Source organism: Streptomyces sp. NBC_01276, assembly GCF_041435355.1.
In the GTDB taxonomy this organism is placed as follows: domain Bacteria; phylum Actinomycetota; class Actinomycetes; order Streptomycetales; family Streptomycetaceae; genus Streptomyces.
In genome coordinates this window covers 596940-610381 of record NZ_CP108442.1, presented here as the reverse complement: position 1 = coordinate 610381, position 13442 = coordinate 596940, and the positions used below count along the sequence as shown (strand labels likewise).

Annotated in this window: 13 protein-coding genes and 1 tRNA gene; 11 read left to right on the top strand and 3 right to left on the bottom strand. The window is 75.3% G+C overall.

All coding sequences use genetic code 11. The features are described from left to right. The first annotated feature begins 58 nt into the window (after window positions 1-58). The gene (locus OG295_RS02540) at window positions 59-625 is read left to right on the top strand and encodes a DJ-1/PfpI family protein (protein WP_356217166.1); all 567 of its coding nucleotides are present in this window, start codon (window positions 59-61) and stop codon (window positions 623-625) included. A gap of 3 nt (window positions 626-628) precedes the next feature. On the opposite strand, the gene OG295_RS02535 is transcribed toward OG295_RS02540, so the two are convergent. Continuing rightward, the gene (locus OG295_RS02535; RefSeq protein ID WP_371675306.1) at window positions 629-1063 is read right to left on the bottom strand and encodes a MarR family winged helix-turn-helix transcriptional regulator; all 435 of its coding nucleotides are present in this window, start codon (window positions 1061-1063) and stop codon (window positions 629-631) included. 53 nt (window positions 1064-1116) lie between these two features. Between OG295_RS02535 and OG295_RS02530 the strand changes: the two genes are divergently transcribed. Beyond that, window positions 1117-1653: a MarR family winged helix-turn-helix transcriptional regulator gene (locus tag OG295_RS02530; RefSeq protein ID WP_371681083.1), complete on the top strand. Its 537-nt coding sequence runs from the start codon at window positions 1117-1119 to the stop codon at window positions 1651-1653. Between the two features lie 346 nt (window positions 1654-1999). Here OG295_RS02530 and OG295_RS02525 read toward each other — a convergent pair whose 3' ends face one another. Further along, the gene (locus tag OG295_RS02525; RefSeq protein ID WP_371675305.1) at window positions 2000-2812 is read right to left on the bottom strand and encodes a glutamate ABC transporter substrate-binding protein; all 813 of its coding nucleotides are present in this window, start codon (window positions 2810-2812) and stop codon (window positions 2000-2002) included. Window positions 2813-3030: 218 nt separating this feature from the next. Here OG295_RS02525 and OG295_RS02520 point away from each other — a divergent pair, with 218 nt between their 5' ends. The 7 genes from OG295_RS02520 to OG295_RS02490 all read left to right on the top strand — a co-directional run bounded on the left by OG295_RS02520 (window position 3031) and on the right by OG295_RS02490 (window position 10651). Beyond that, window positions 3031-4083: a hypothetical protein gene (locus OG295_RS02520; RefSeq protein ID WP_371675304.1), complete on the top strand. Its 1053-nt coding sequence runs from the start codon at window positions 3031-3033 to the stop codon at window positions 4081-4083. A 108-nt stretch (window positions 4084-4191) separates the two neighbouring features. Then, window positions 4192-4264 (top strand) — tRNA-Arg (locus OG295_RS02515). 112 nt (window positions 4265-4376) lie between these two features. Continuing rightward, window positions 4377-5528 carry a gala protein gene (locus OG295_RS02510; RefSeq protein ID WP_371675303.1) on the top strand — a complete coding sequence of 384 codons (1152 nt, stop codon included), beginning with the start codon at window positions 4377-4379 and terminating at the stop codon, window positions 5526-5528. Next, window positions 5525-7480, top strand: a complete 1956-nt coding sequence (locus tag OG295_RS02505) for an ankyrin repeat domain-containing protein (RefSeq protein WP_371675302.1) — start codon at window positions 5525-5527, stop codon at window positions 7478-7480. The genes OG295_RS02510 and OG295_RS02505 overlap by 4 nt, the downstream gene beginning before the upstream one ends. Continuing rightward, complete coding sequence (locus tag OG295_RS02500; RefSeq protein WP_371675301.1) at window positions 7477-8682, top strand: AAA family ATPase; 1206 nt, start codon at window positions 7477-7479, stop codon at window positions 8680-8682. The genes OG295_RS02505 and OG295_RS02500 overlap by 4 nt, the downstream gene beginning before the upstream one ends. A gap of 119 nt (window positions 8683-8801) precedes the next feature. After that, a complete protein-coding gene (locus OG295_RS02495; protein ID WP_371681081.1) occupies window positions 8802-9998 on the top strand; it encodes a VWA-like domain-containing protein in 1197 nt (398 codons plus the stop codon). Between the two features lie 107 nt (window positions 9999-10105). After that, complete coding sequence (locus OG295_RS02490; protein WP_371675300.1) at window positions 10106-10651, top strand: TerD family protein; 546 nt, start codon at window positions 10106-10108, stop codon at window positions 10649-10651. A gap of 162 nt (window positions 10652-10813) precedes the next feature. Here the strand turns inward: OG295_RS02490 and OG295_RS02485 are convergent, their stop codons facing one another. Further along, window positions 10814-11425, bottom strand: a complete 612-nt coding sequence (locus OG295_RS02485) for a TetR/AcrR family transcriptional regulator (protein WP_371675299.1) — start codon at window positions 11423-11425, stop codon at window positions 10814-10816. 197 nt (window positions 11426-11622) lie between these two features. On the opposite strand from OG295_RS02485, the gene OG295_RS02480 reads away from it, so the two are divergent. Together OG295_RS02480 and OG295_RS02475 are read left to right on the top strand one after the other, a co-directional pair. Then, window positions 11623-12573: a phosphatase PAP2 family protein gene (locus OG295_RS02480; protein WP_371675298.1), complete on the top strand. Its 951-nt coding sequence runs from the start codon at window positions 11623-11625 to the stop codon at window positions 12571-12573. Beyond that, on the top strand, window positions 12570-13436 hold the full coding sequence (locus OG295_RS02475) for a hypothetical protein (RefSeq protein WP_371675297.1): 867 nt from the start codon (window positions 12570-12572) through the stop codon (window positions 13434-13436). The genes OG295_RS02480 and OG295_RS02475 overlap by 4 nt, the downstream gene beginning before the upstream one ends. Window positions 13437-13442: the final 6 nt, after the last annotated feature.

The following is a 13442-nucleotide window of genomic DNA, read 5'->3' as shown; positions in this document are numbered from 1 at the left end:
GTAGCGGTGGCCTCGGCAGGGCCGAGGTGACCGTGCAGAGTCCTACCGGGAGCAGCCCATGGCAGCGAAGATCCTCATCGTGACCGGCGACGCGGCGGAGTCGCTCGAGGTCCTCTACCCCTACCAGCGCCTGCGTGAGGAGGGGTACGAGGTGCACATCGCGGCCCCCTCGGTCAAGAAGCTGCGCTTCGTCGTGCACGACTTCGAGGAGGGCTTCGACACCTACACGGAGAAGCCCGGCTACACCTGGCCGGCCGACATCGCCTTCGCCGACGTCGTTCCCGGGGAGTACGCCGCCGTGGTCGTCCCGGGCGGGCGCGCGCCGGAGTACCTGCGCAACGACCCCGACGTGCGGCGGATCCTGGCCGCCTTCGCCGGGGCCGACAAGCCGATCGCGCAGATCTGCCACGGACCGCTGATCACCGCCGCGAGCGGGGCCCTGGACGGCCGCCGGGTCACCGCCTATCCGGCGCTGGAGCCGGACATGAAGGCGGCGGGGGCCGGTTTCGAGGACTCCGAGGCCGTGGTCGACGGCACCCTGGTCTCCGCACGCGCGTGGCCCGACCACTCCGCGTGGATGCGGGAGTTCCTCACGGTCCTGCGGGCCAAGGCGCCGCTGGCGTAGCGGTCAGCCGGTCGCTTCGAGGTTGGCGCACATGCGGGCGAGGACGGTGACGGCGCCGAGGTACTCCTCGTCCGTGACGCCGGCGGTCACGCTGCCCCGGGTCGCCAGGATGAGCCGTTCGGCGTCCGCGTGGCCCCGGTCCCCCGCGGTGGTGAGGGCGTACGTCCCGGCGTCCGGGTCGAGCGCGATCCAGCCGCGGGCGGACAGGCCGGAGGTGACCTCGTCGAGGGTGATCGCGCCCTGGTCCCAGAAGGGGCGCAGCCGCGCGGTGAGGCCGGCCGGGCCCTGCGGGCCGTGGGAGGCGAGGGCGTGCAGGACCTGCCAGTGGCGCCGGGTGAGGCCGCTCGCGGTGAGCGCCCGGTCGAATTCCCGGTCGATCAGGGCGTCGAGGTGCTTGAGGTAGTAGCCGATCGGCTTGAGCTGCGACGGGGTGGTCATGGCCGTCCGCCTCTCCATGAAAGATGTAAAACTACAAGTAATTGTTGGTGAGTATGCATCTGGAGGCGGGCATGGGCAAGGCTGACGGGAGCGCGGACGCGCGGGCGGCCGCCGTGCGGCCCGAGGTGGCGCGGCCCGACGTGGTGCGGATCGAGCGGGCCATGGTCTCGATGCGGCGCAGTGTCACCCGGCGCACCCTCTCCCGCCTTGCCGGAGCCGGTACGGCCCAGGGCGGAGGTCCGGCGTTCGACGTCCTCGACGTGGTGGAAGCGGCCGAGGAGGCGGGGGAGCCGGTGGGCGTACGGGGCGTGGCCGACGCCCTGCACGTCGACCAGCCCCGGGCGAGCCGCCTGGTGACGGCGGCGGTGGCCGCGGGCTGGGTCCGGCGGGGCGCCGACCAGGCGGACGGGCGGCGCGCGCCCCTGGCCGTCACCCCCGCCGGGCGCGTGGCGCTGGACGAGGCGCACGCGTTCCGGCGGGCGGTGGTGGAGCGGGTGACGGCGGACTGGTCGCAGGGGGAGCGCGCCGAGTTCGCCCGGCTGTTCGCGCGCTTCACGGAGGGCTTCCAGGAACTGGGCCGCGACCGCTGAGCCCCGCTCCCGTGCGGCGGACGTCGACCGGCGGCCCGGTCGAAGCGGTGACCTGCGCCCATGGCCCGCTCCGTCGGCCTGCCCCCGCCCGTAGGCTCCGCGGCGCGGCGGGTCAAGCGTCCGCCCGTCCCGAGTGCGGCGAAGAACCGGAGGCCGGTGTCGGACGGGCGCGGTCGGTGCGGGCGGGCGGCTCGGGCGCGAGCGGGTGCGAGGGCCCCCGCCGGGGGCGAACCGGACTCCGGGGATGGCTGCGCAGGGGGCGCCGAGGGCGCGGCGCCGCCCGGATTCCGGTCCGGGGGCGTCGCGCGCTGCGTCCGGGGCCGCGCGTACGCGGGCCCGGCGGGCGTCAGCTGCCCGTCGTGACCTGGGGCGCCGGCTCGTACTTGTAGTTCGCCGGCCCGAAGTTCTTCTTCACGGCCGCTTCCCAGGAGCCGTCCGAGACCATCTTGGTGAGCGCCGTGTTGATCTTGCGCTGGAGGTCGTTGTCGCCCTTCTTGACGCCGATGCCGTAGTTCTCGTTGCTCAGCCGCAGGCCGACCAGCTTGAACTTGCCCTCGTTGCCCTTCCTGGCCGAGTACCCGGCGAGGATGGAGTTGTCGGTGGTCATCGCGTCGACGAGGCCGTCCTGGAGTGCGACGAGGCACTCGGAGTAGCCGCCGAGCTCCAGCACGCTCGCCTTGGGCGCGAGGTTGTTCTTGACGTTCTCGGCGGAGGTCGAGCCCGTCACCGAGCACAGCTTCTTGGTGTTGAGGTCCTCGGCCTTGGTGATCGAGCCGTCGTCGGCGCGGACCAGCAGGTCCTGGTGCGCGACGAAGTACGGCCCGGCGAAGTCGACCTTCTCCTGCCGCTTCGCGTTGATCGAATAGCTCGCGGCGACGAACTTGACCTCGTTGTACTGGAGCAGCAGCTCCCGGTCCGAGCTGTACACCTGCTTGAACTCGATCTCGTTCGGCTTGTAGCCGAGCTCCTTCGCGATGTACGTGGCCACGTCGACGTCGAAACCGGTGAAGGTTCCGTCGGTCTCGCGCATCCCGATGCCCGGCTGGTCGAACTTGATTCCGATGGAGAGGGGCTCCTTCGGGGCTTCACCACCACAGCCGGAGGCGGTGGCGGCGAGGGCGATCACTGCGGCGACCGCACCGGCCTTGGGAACCTTCATGCTGCACTCTTTCGTCGGAAACGCGGAACCACGGGAGGAAATCGCGGGAACGGGGGCACGCGCGCAACCGCGGGGGCGTCACGGCACGTGTATGAGGAAGCTAGGAAGGTGACGGGCGCAGCGTCACTAGATCTGAGTAAAACTTGAGGATAACGATCCGGTCCGGCCGAAGATTCTCCGCCGGTTCCGGGTCGTCACAGGAGAAGGGGGGCCGGCGCGTGGCGGACGAAGTGACGGGCGGGGCACGGGTCGAGGGGAACACGCTCCTGTTGGGCGAAGGCGTACGTATCCGGTTCATCCGGACATTGCGCCTCCCGGAATCGGGAACGCACGCGCTCCCGCCCGGTCTGGGGGAGTTCCCGCTGCGGCGGGTCGAGGACTATCCGGACACCGTCCCGCCGCAGTGGCGGGCCAAGGGCGGCGTGATGCTGCCGGTGTACCTGCGCGAGGCGATGTGGCTCAGCTTCGGCGGCTCGCGGGAGCCCGCCGCCCTCCAGGTCGGCGTCGGCAAGGTGTGCGCCGTCTCCGGGGAGCGGTGGACGGGCAGGCTGTCGCGCAAGCCGCAGAACTACGTGGTGCTGCCGCGCCAGCCCTGGCTCGACGGGATCAACTCGGGCGACGGGACGGTGCGCCAGTTCGTCGCCGTGCCGCTCGGGCTCGGGGCCACGGTCGAGGGGCAGGTCACGGGCGAGGAGACCACGGGCGGGGTCCAGCTCCAGGCGTTCGCGCTGAGCCCCCGGGAGCTGAAGAAGTGGCGCGAGGCCGAACGGGAGCGCGCGCTGCGGGTCCGCCCGCCCGCCCCCGGCTCCGCGCCCGCCGGTTTCGGCTACGGCGCCCCGCCGCCGGCCCCGATGGCGGCTGCCCCCGCCCCCCGGGCGTCGGCACCGGCGATGGGGCTCGGCGTCGGCGGGACCATGCGCCAGGAGGTCTACCGCGACGACCGCCAACCGGCCGCCTGGGCCGACAGCCCGGCCGCGCGGGTCTTCGTCCACCTGGTGACGCCGCCCGAGTGGCGCCGCATCACCGGCGAGGACGCGCCGCCGTCCCCCGTGGACCGGGCCGCCTACACCCGGGCCGGCCTGCCCTGGTACGACTACTACGACGAGACCGGCGCCGACCTCCCGGCCGCCGGGCCGCTGGGCGCCGTCAAGCCGGTCGGAGACTGGCTCGGCGACGACCACACCCCGTGGGTCCCCCCGGTCCCCGGCCAGGTGATCCCGCTGGGCAACGCCCCGCGTCCGGGGGAGCCGGTGCAGGACGGGGACTGGTAGCGCAGGGCCGGCCGCCGGGGCGGGCGGGTCCGTCACCGCCCCGGGCGGACCAGGTTTTTCAAACTGGTGATCGATTTTCAGCCGTCGCGTCGGTATGATCACCTCAGCAAGGCCGTAGCGCAGAGGTCGTCGCGCCCAAGCATCGAGCTGGAGGACGTCGGTTCGAATCCGACCGGTCTTGCGTCTCCTTCCGACCGCCGTACCGGCATGCCTCCATGCCGTCACGGCGTCGTGCACGCAGTCAACGAAGTGGTGGGTCGCCGGGCACCGGCGAGGAAACCGGTGGAGTGGTGATGACACAGCCGACGCCCGTACGGTGCCCCGCGATCGAGCACCCCGACATGCCGCTCGCCGATCCGGCGGCGCTGGACCCGCTGCTCGCCCGCCTCGCGGACGCCCGGCCCGTCGAGGCCGACGAGACCTTCCCGCTCGGCACCCTGCGCGCCGACGGCCGCCTCGACCTCTGCAAGCAGGGACTCGGCCCCACGGGGGGCTCCCGGCTGCTGCCCGCCGCCATCGCCTCCCCGCACGCCGCGCACCTGCTGCTCGGCACCAACGCCCTCGGCGACACCGGCGCCCGCACCCTGGCCGAATGCCTCACCGGCGCGGGCACCGGGCACGGGGTGCACACCCTCTACCTCGGCTGCAACCGCATCGGCCCGGACGGAGCGCTCGCCCTCGCCGGAGCCCTCGCGGAGGACACCACCGTCCGCGCGCTCTGGCTCAAGCGCAACCCCCTCCACGCCGACGGCGCCCGCACCCTCGCCGCGCTCCTGCGCCGCAACACCGCGCTGCGCACCCTCGACCTGGTCAACACCGGGATCGGCGCCGACGGCGTACGCCTGCTCCTGGACGCCCTGCTCACCCGGGGGGCGCCGCTGGAGCGGATCTTCCTCGGCGGCAACGGCCTCACCGCCGAGCACGCCCCGCTGCTCGCCGCCCTCATCCGCGACGCCGGTGTGAGCGAGCTCTACGTACCGGCCAACCACCTCGGGGACGAGGGCGCCGCCGTCCTGGCCGCCGCCGCGGCGGAGGCCGGCCCCGGCCGTCCGGTCCGCCTCGGTCTCGGCGGCAACGGCATCGGCGTCGCCGGAGCACGCGCCCTCGCCGACGCGCTGGACGGGATCGAGTCGCTCGACCTCGGCCGCACGATGTCCGAGCGCAGCCTCGGCTCGACCGGCAACGACCCCGGGGACGAAGGCGCGTACGCCCTGGCCGCCGCCCTCCCCGGCAGCCCGCTGCGCCGCCTGGAACTGCGCCACACCGGCATCACCGGCCGCGGTGCCAAGCAGCTCCTCGCCGCACTGCCCGACGACAGCCCGCTGGAACACGTCGGCCTGGGCCCCGGCCTGCCCCGCCGGGTCAAGCGCTCCTTCACCGAACGGCTGCGCCCCGCCCGCGCGGCCCACCCGGACCTCCGCGCCATCGGCAGCGTGTACCGGTGAGCCCCGACCTCCGCGCGCCCGGGACCCTGTCACCCGAGGCGGCGGCGTCCTGGCTGCGGGTCCGCCGCTACGCCGTACCCGCCTGGATGATCGAGCAGGCCACCCGGCACCGCCTGGCGGGGGACTGGCGGGCCGCGTGCGCCGCCGCGTCCGTCGAGATCGGCTTCGACCCGGCGGCCCTCGCCTCCCGCTACGGCGCCGCCGTGGCCGACGCGGTCACCGAGGACCTGCGTCACCTCGCCCCCGACCTGCTGCGCTGGCACCTGCCCCGGGTCCGGGGCGGGCGCACCACGCTCGCCCCGAGCCGCCGGCTCCTGCTGGCCGCCTACGCCCCGGACGGCGGGCCCCGCCGGGGACGTCTGGTGCCCGTGCTGTACGTCACCACCTTCGGGATGGTGGACGGCCCGCAGCGGCTGCGGCTGGAGTGCCGGCCGCTGTCCCCGGACCACACGGTCGGCAGCCGCATCGACTGGATCACCGAGGACTGGACGGCCGCCCGCCACTTCTGGGACGTACGGCGCACGGCCGAACTCCGGTCCCGCTACGGCCCGGCCGACCGGCTCCCCTTCTTCCGTCCCGACGGCACCCCGCTCGGCGACGGCGAACTGCCCACCGCCGACCCGGGACCCGCCGACGCGGCGGGCCGTGCCGAATGGGCCGCGGTCCTGTCGGCCCGCGGTGAGTTCGTCGAAGCCTTCGCGGTGTCCGGCACGACGCTGGACCTCGACCTGCCGGAGCGGTCGGTCAGCTCGCCCGAGCACGCCCTCGCGTCACTGGCGGCCTCCGGCCCGGACCCGACGCGGCTGCTGTCCGAGGTCCGGCTGCTGGCCGCGGCCGGCGCCGGGAACCGCTTCCGCCACGTTCCCGACTGGCGTTGCCGCGTACTCCTGGAACTCCCCTGCACCCCGGCGGAGGAGGGCGCGGGCCCCGCCCTGCCGTTGCGCGTGCGCCTCGCCGAGCCGGACGAGCTGCGCGGGGTGCCCCGGCTGCCCGAGTACGCCTGGAACCCGCTGCCCGACCTCCAGCTGCTGAGGACCGGCCGGATCGCCCCGGGCGCGCTGCACCCCCTGGTCGTCGCCGCCCTCTTCCCCGGCGCCGGCCCGGCCGAGGGACCGCCCGGCCCCGTCGCCCCGCGGCCCGTGCGGGTGCGGTGCACCGGTGTCTGGCACGAGGTCCGCTCACGGGGCGGCGTGCTCGACGTGCCGCACACCGCGCAGGAGCAGCAGCGCGAGAGCGCCCTGCGGGCCTTCGGCGGGACCGTTTCCGGCTGCTTCGCCGTGCGCGAGTCCTGGACCTCGGGCGAAGGGCGGCTCCCGCGCGCCCTGCGGGAGGAGCGCCGGGACCTCTTCCTGCGTGCCGCACACGGGGACGCCCCCGGCGTGCTCCACCTCCTCGACGCCGGTGTCGACCCCCACGTCCGGGACGCCAAGGGCCGCACCCTGCTCCACATGCTGACCCACCTGGAGCACAAGGAACTCCTGCCCCGGCTGCTGGCGGCCGGACTCGGTCTGGAGACCGAGGACGACCCCGGCCGCACCCCGCTCCTGGCCGCCGTCCGGGACGGCGGCACCGCCGGCCTCGTCCGGGCGCTGATCGACGCGGGGGCACGCCTCGACGTGACCGACGAGGCCGAGATGTCCCTGAGCCAGCTGGTGCGCCGCTTCCGGCGCGACGACCTGACCTTCGTACGGGAGCTGGTGGACGAGCGGTACCCGGACATCGGAGCCGACTACTTCGACGAGTACATGGAGTGGCGGGACGAGCAGGAGGCGGACGAGGAGTGGCAGGACGCCTACGAGGACGAGCCCTTCGAGGAGGAAGGGCCGTCGGTCGAGGTCGATCCCTTCGGCGGGGTCGAGGAGACCGGTCCGGCCGACGGGTCCGAAGGGGCGGAGGGGGCCGAGGGGTCCGGAGGAAGCGACGGAGCAGGGGAAGGGGGCGGGGACCGGTGAGCACCGCGCGCCCGCTGCACGACCCGGCCGGACCGCTGGCCGCCGCCGACGCCCTGAACGCCCGGCTCGGCGCCACCCGCAGCGAACCCGCAGTCCTTCCCCAACTCGAAGCCCTGGCACTGGCCGTGACGGCCAACCAGCCCGTCCTGCTGTGGGGCGAGCCGGGCATCGGCAAGTCCGCCGGCATGGAGCGGCTGGCCGCCACCCTCGGGGTCGGGCTGGAGACCGTCATCGCCAGCGTCCACGAGCCCTCCGACTTCGCCGGGCTGCCGATCGTCGGCGACGACCCCGCCACCACCGGCGTCCCGATGGCCCCGCCGGACTGGGCGGTGCGCCTGGCCCGTACCGGACACGGACTGCTGTTCTTCGACGAGTTGTCCTCCGCCCCGCCGGCGGTCCAGGCCGCCCTGCTGCGGGTCGTCCTCGAACGCCGGGTCGGCAGCCTGGTGCTGCCCCCCTCGGTACGGATCGTCGCGGCGGCCAACCCGCCGTCCAGCGCGGCCGACGGCTGGCACCTGAGCCCCCCGCTGGCCAACCGGTTCGTCCACCTCGACTGGACGCACGACCCGCTCACGGTGGCCCGCGGCATGGCCGGCACCTGGCCCGAGGCGGCCGTCCCCACCGTGGACCCCGCACGGGCCGCGGGCGCCGCAGCCCGCGCCCGGGGCGTGATCTCCGGGTTCCTCACCGCCCGTCCGGGCCTCGTCCACCACCTGCCGAACGACGCCGAGGGCCGCGGCCGGGCCTGGCCCTCCCCCCGTACCTGGGAGATGGCGCTGCGCCTGCTCGCCACCGGGTACGCGGCCGGCGCGAGCGGCGAGGCGCTGTCCGCCGTGCTCACCGGGTCGGTCGGTGACGGGGCGGGCCTGGAACTGCTCTCCTACCTGGAGCACCTCGACCTGCCCGACCCGGAGCGGGTCCTCGCGCATCCGGAGGCCTTCGCGCTCCCCGAGCGCGGCGACCGCCAGCTGGCCTTCCTGATCGCCGTGGTGGCCGCCGTGCAGAGCGATCCGACGCGCGCCCGCTGGGAGGCCGGCTGGGTGGTCCTCGCCAAGGCCGTCGACGCCGGGGTGCCCGACGTGGCCGCGCGGGCCGCCGCCGACCTGGCCGCGATGCGGGAGCCGGCCTGGCCCGTACCGGCCGGGATCGACGCCTTCGTGGAGCTGCTCCAGCTCGCCGGGTCCCTGCCCGGCGCCCGCTGACGGGGCGCGGGGCCGTGCGGGGCGAAGCGCCGTACCCGGACCGGGACCGGGTCCCTTCCCCGGACGGGGCGCGGGTCCCGGGCCCGGTCGCGGACCCGGAACCGTCCCCGGGTCCCGTCCTGGACCGGGCGAAGCTGCTCGCGGCCCGGTATTCCGCCGCCGAGGCAAGGCCCTACCTCGCCTCCGCGCTCTACGCCCTCACCGTCGTCCCCTCCCCGGGCCCGTCCGGGGTGGGCACGATGGGTGTCGACCGGAACTGGCGCTGCTACGTCTCGCCCGCGTTCGTCGAGCGGACCCCCGTACCGGAGCTGGCGGGCGTGTGGATCCACGAGGTGGCCCACCTGCTGCGCGACCACCACGGACGCGCCGACCGGCTCCCGCCGGCCGACCAGCGCGATCCCGTCCGGGTCAACATCGCCCAGGACTGCGAGATCAACGACGACCTCCTCGCCGACGGACTGGCCCTGCCCGCCGGGCGGATGGAGCCCCGCCTCTTCGGCCTCGCCACGGGCGGTCTGTTCGAGGAGTACCTGCCGGGGGTTCCCGCGACCCCGCCGCACGGCGTGGACTGCGGCTCCGGGTCACACGGGATCCCGCGCCCGTGGGAGGCCCGGCCGGGCGGGGGAGAAGGACGGGACCCGAACGGGATCGGCCCGGCGGAGGCGGAGGCCCTGCGCCGCGCCACCGCCGGGGCCATGCGGGCCCACCAGCGCACCCGCGGCACCCTTCCCGGCGGCTGGGACCGCTGGGCCCGCGAGGTGCTGGAGCCCACCGTGGACTGGCGCCGCGCCCTGTCCGGGGCGGTGCGGGAGGCCGCGGCCTGGGCGGGCGGCGCCGTCGACTACACCTACCGGCGTCCCTCGCGCCGCACGCCCGCGCTGGGCGGCCGCGTCGTGCTCCCGAGCCTGCGCCGCCCGCTGCCGAGGGTCGCGATCGTCATCGACACCTCCGGGTCGATGGGCGAGGAGGAGCTCGCGGCGGCGCTGGGGGAGGTCACCGGCGTGCTCCGGGAAGTGGGGGTCGGGGGCAACCGGGTCACCGTCCTGGCCTGCGACGCCGACGTGCAGACCGTGAGCCGCGTGACCCGCGGCGGCCAGGTGGAACTGGCCGGCGGCGGGGGCACCGACATGCGCGTGGGCATACGGGCCGCGCTGGCCCTGGCGGACCGGCCGAACGTCGTGGTCGTCCTGACCGACGGATACACGCCGTGGCCGCAGGAGCCGCAGTCCTGCCGGCTGATCGCCGCGCTGATCGGGGCCGACGCCCCGCGGCCGCCGCACTGGGTGGAGACCGTACGCGTCGACCTCACCCGGTGACCGTCCGGACTGGCCGGGAACGTACGGTGCCGCACCCCGTGATCACCTGCGCGTGACAGCATGGCGGGGCGGCACGGGCCAAAGCGGCCGGGCGGAGGGGGAGTTCGATGAGCGCAGTACGCAAGAGTCTGGCCAAGGTGGAGATAGCGCTGCGCTGGGACCCCAGCCCGGCCGGTACCCCCGCCAACGACCTGGACATCGTCGCGGCGGTGTACGCGGCCTCCGACCCGCACGGGGAGCCGGTCTACCTCGTGCACTTCGGCAGCCGCGCCCCCGACGGCACCATCACCCTGACGCGGGACAGCCGTACCGGGCAGGGCTTCGGTTTCGACGAGGTGATGACCCTCGAACTGGACCGGCTGGCGCCGGAGCTGGGCCGGGTGGTGGTCGGCGTGGTGATCCAGGACGCCGGTCCCGCCGCGGAGCACGGCCGCAAGACCTTCGGCGGGGTGGCCGGCAAGGGGCTGCGGATACGCGAGGGCTACACCGACCTCGCGACCGGCGACTTCGAGGAGGTGGCGCACGCCACGGCGGCCACCGTCGCGGAGTTCGTCCGGGACGGCGCGGGCGGCTGGGCGCTGGACGCGCGCCCCCGGGGATTCGACGCGGACCCGGAGGAGTTCGCCCGCGTCATGGGCGCCGCGCGGGGCTGATCCCGCGCGGAACTCCCCGGGAGCCTTGCGGACGGGGTGGCTGCCACTCTGCTCGGGAGTGACCGCCACCCCGTCCGGGTGGCGCGCTGCCGCCGTCCCCACGAGGCAGCGCGGGCAGGTCGCCGTCCGGTCATCGTGGACGGCGGCCCACCGGTACGGGGGTCAGGGGGTGATGCCGAGCGAGGGCAGCAGGGCCGCGTCGACGAACCTGACCAGGTAGTCGGCGTCCGCGTACCGCCCCTCCAGCACCGGCCGGATCCGCAGGACGCCCATCAGCTGCGCCGGCAGGAACTCCACGGCCGGATGGTCCGCGGCGATCTCGCCCCGCGCCACCGCCCGCGCCACGATCGCGTCGAACGCCGTCAGCTCCGGCTCCACCAGGGCCTCCCGCAGCGCGCCCTGGAGCTCCTCGTCGCTGAGCACCGCGTGCCCGAGCGCCTGGGTGAGGCGGGTGTCGCGCCCCGAGGTGCAGGCGGCGATCCGGGCGGCCTCGCGCAGGTCGCCGGCCAGGGTGCCGGTGTCGACACCGGACAGCGTCCGGTCCCCGCGGCTCGCGCGGCTCGCCCGCAGGGCGGCGGCCACCAGCCGCGGCTTGGTCTTCCACTGCCGGTAGAGCGTGGACTTGCCACAGCAGGCGCGGGCCGCGATGCCCTCCATCGTCAGGGCCTCGTACCCGTGCTCGCGCAGCTGCTCCAGGACGGCGTCGTAGAACTCCTGCTCGCGCTCCGGGGTGATCTTGGAGCGGCGTGCGGTGACCTGGGGCGTCGACGTCATGGGGGTGCGCTCTCCTCGCGGTCTCCTGGGTGGCCGGTTCCGGTGTTCCGAGTGTACGGCTACGGAGGCGTATCGGTACACCCGCGTATCGATACGCGAATGTATCGATACACTGGCGTGTCGATAGGAAGCGGGTACGGACCGACGGGAGACCGCCGGGGGCCCGTGTCCACACCCGAAAGAAGTGAGACCGGGGGATGACCTCCCACACCACGCCCGGCCGGCCGGCCGCCGGGAAGAGGGACGCGCGCCGACGGCTCATACGCGAGCTGCTGCTCGTCGTGAGCCTGTTCGCCGTCTACAAGGCGGGCCGGACGCTCTCGACGGGCCGCACCGACGAGGCCCTGCGCAACGCGGACCGCGTGTGGGACGCCGAGCGCGCCCTGCACCTGCCCGGCGAGGGCGCCGTGCAGCGGTTGCTGATCCACTCGGACGCCCTCGTGCACACCGCCAACACCTACTACGCCGTCGTGCACTTCCCGGCGACCGCGCTGTTCCTGGTCTGGCTGTACCTGCGGCGCCCACGCCACTACCTGTGGACCCGCCGGGTGCTCGCCGTCCTCACCGGCGCCGCCCTCGCCCTCCACCTGTCCTTCCCGCTCGCGCCCCCGAGGATGCTCGGCACCGCGCACCTGGTGGACACCGGGCAGGTCTACGGGCCCACCGTCTACCGGGCCGAGGCGGCCGCCGACACCGTGGCCAACCAGTTCGCCGCGATGCCCTCGCTGCACTTCGGGTGGGCACTGATGCTGGCCATCGGCATGATCGCGGCGACCCGGTCGCGGTGGCGCGCGCTGTGGCTGCTGCACCCGCTGGTCACCCTGCTCGTGGTGGTCGGCACCGCCAACCACTACTGGCTCGACGCGATCGTGGCCACCGTGCTGCTCGGGGCGACCCTCCTGCTGGTCCCCCGCCCGACGGCCGGGCGGGGCGGGGCGGAGACGGGCGCCGGAGCCCCGGTGTCCGCCACGGCGCCGGTCCCGGCTTCCGCGGCCGTCCCCGCGGCGCCGGCGGCCCCCGCCGGCGTCTCCGCGTCCGTCCCGGTCCCCGCGGCCCCCGCCGGTGTCTCCGCCCCCGTCCCGGTCTCCGCGGCCGGCGCGACCGGGCCCGTACCCACCGCCGTCGCGTCCGTCGGGGGGCGGCGGTGAACGCCACCGCCCTCGCCGTCGCGCTCTGCCTCGCCGCCGCCGCGACCTACGCAGCCGCCGCCGTCGCGCAGGAGCGGCTCGCCCGCCGCGCTGTCGCCCGTACCGCCGCCGCCCTGCTCGGCAACGGCGCCTGGTGGTGGTCGGCCGGGCTGAACGCGGCCGCGGCGCTGCTGCACGCCGCCGCCCTGCGCTACGGCCCCCTCACCCTGGTCCAGCCCCTCGGCGCGCTCACCCTGGTGGCCGCCGTTCCGCTGGGCGCGCGCGGCGCCGGACGGCGGGTCGCCGCCACCGAATGGCGGGGCACCCTGGCCACCGTCGTGGGGCTCGGTCTGCTGCTGCTCCCCGCCTCCGGCCCGGCGCCCGACGACACCCTCACCCTCCCCGAGGCCCTCGGCGTCTCCGGTGCCACCGCCGCCGTGATCGTCCTGCTCACCGCGCGCAAGGACCCCCGTTCCGGCCTGCGCCACGCCACCGCCTCCGGACTGGCCTCCGCCGTCGCCTCCGCCCTGACCCAGACCGTCGCCGTGGCGGGCGGCCGGGGCGGCGCCCTGCTCAGCGTCCGGGTGGTGACGGTGGCCCTGCTCGTGGTGGTGTTCGCCGTCGGCGGGATGCTGCTCTCGCAGCGCGCCTACCGGGGCGGCCTCGGAGCCCCCCTCGCCGTGGTCAACCTGGCCAATCCACTGGCCGCCGCCGCCATCGGGATGATCCTGCTCGGCGAACGCATCCAGGGCGGTGCCCTCGGCATCCTGCTCGCCGTCGCCGGAGCCCTGGCCGCCACGCGCGGGGTCCTGCTGCTCACCCGTACCCCGCCCGGCGCCCCGGCCGCGTCCGCCGAAAGCCGTCCCCTCCGGCCGGCCGTGTGACAGCAT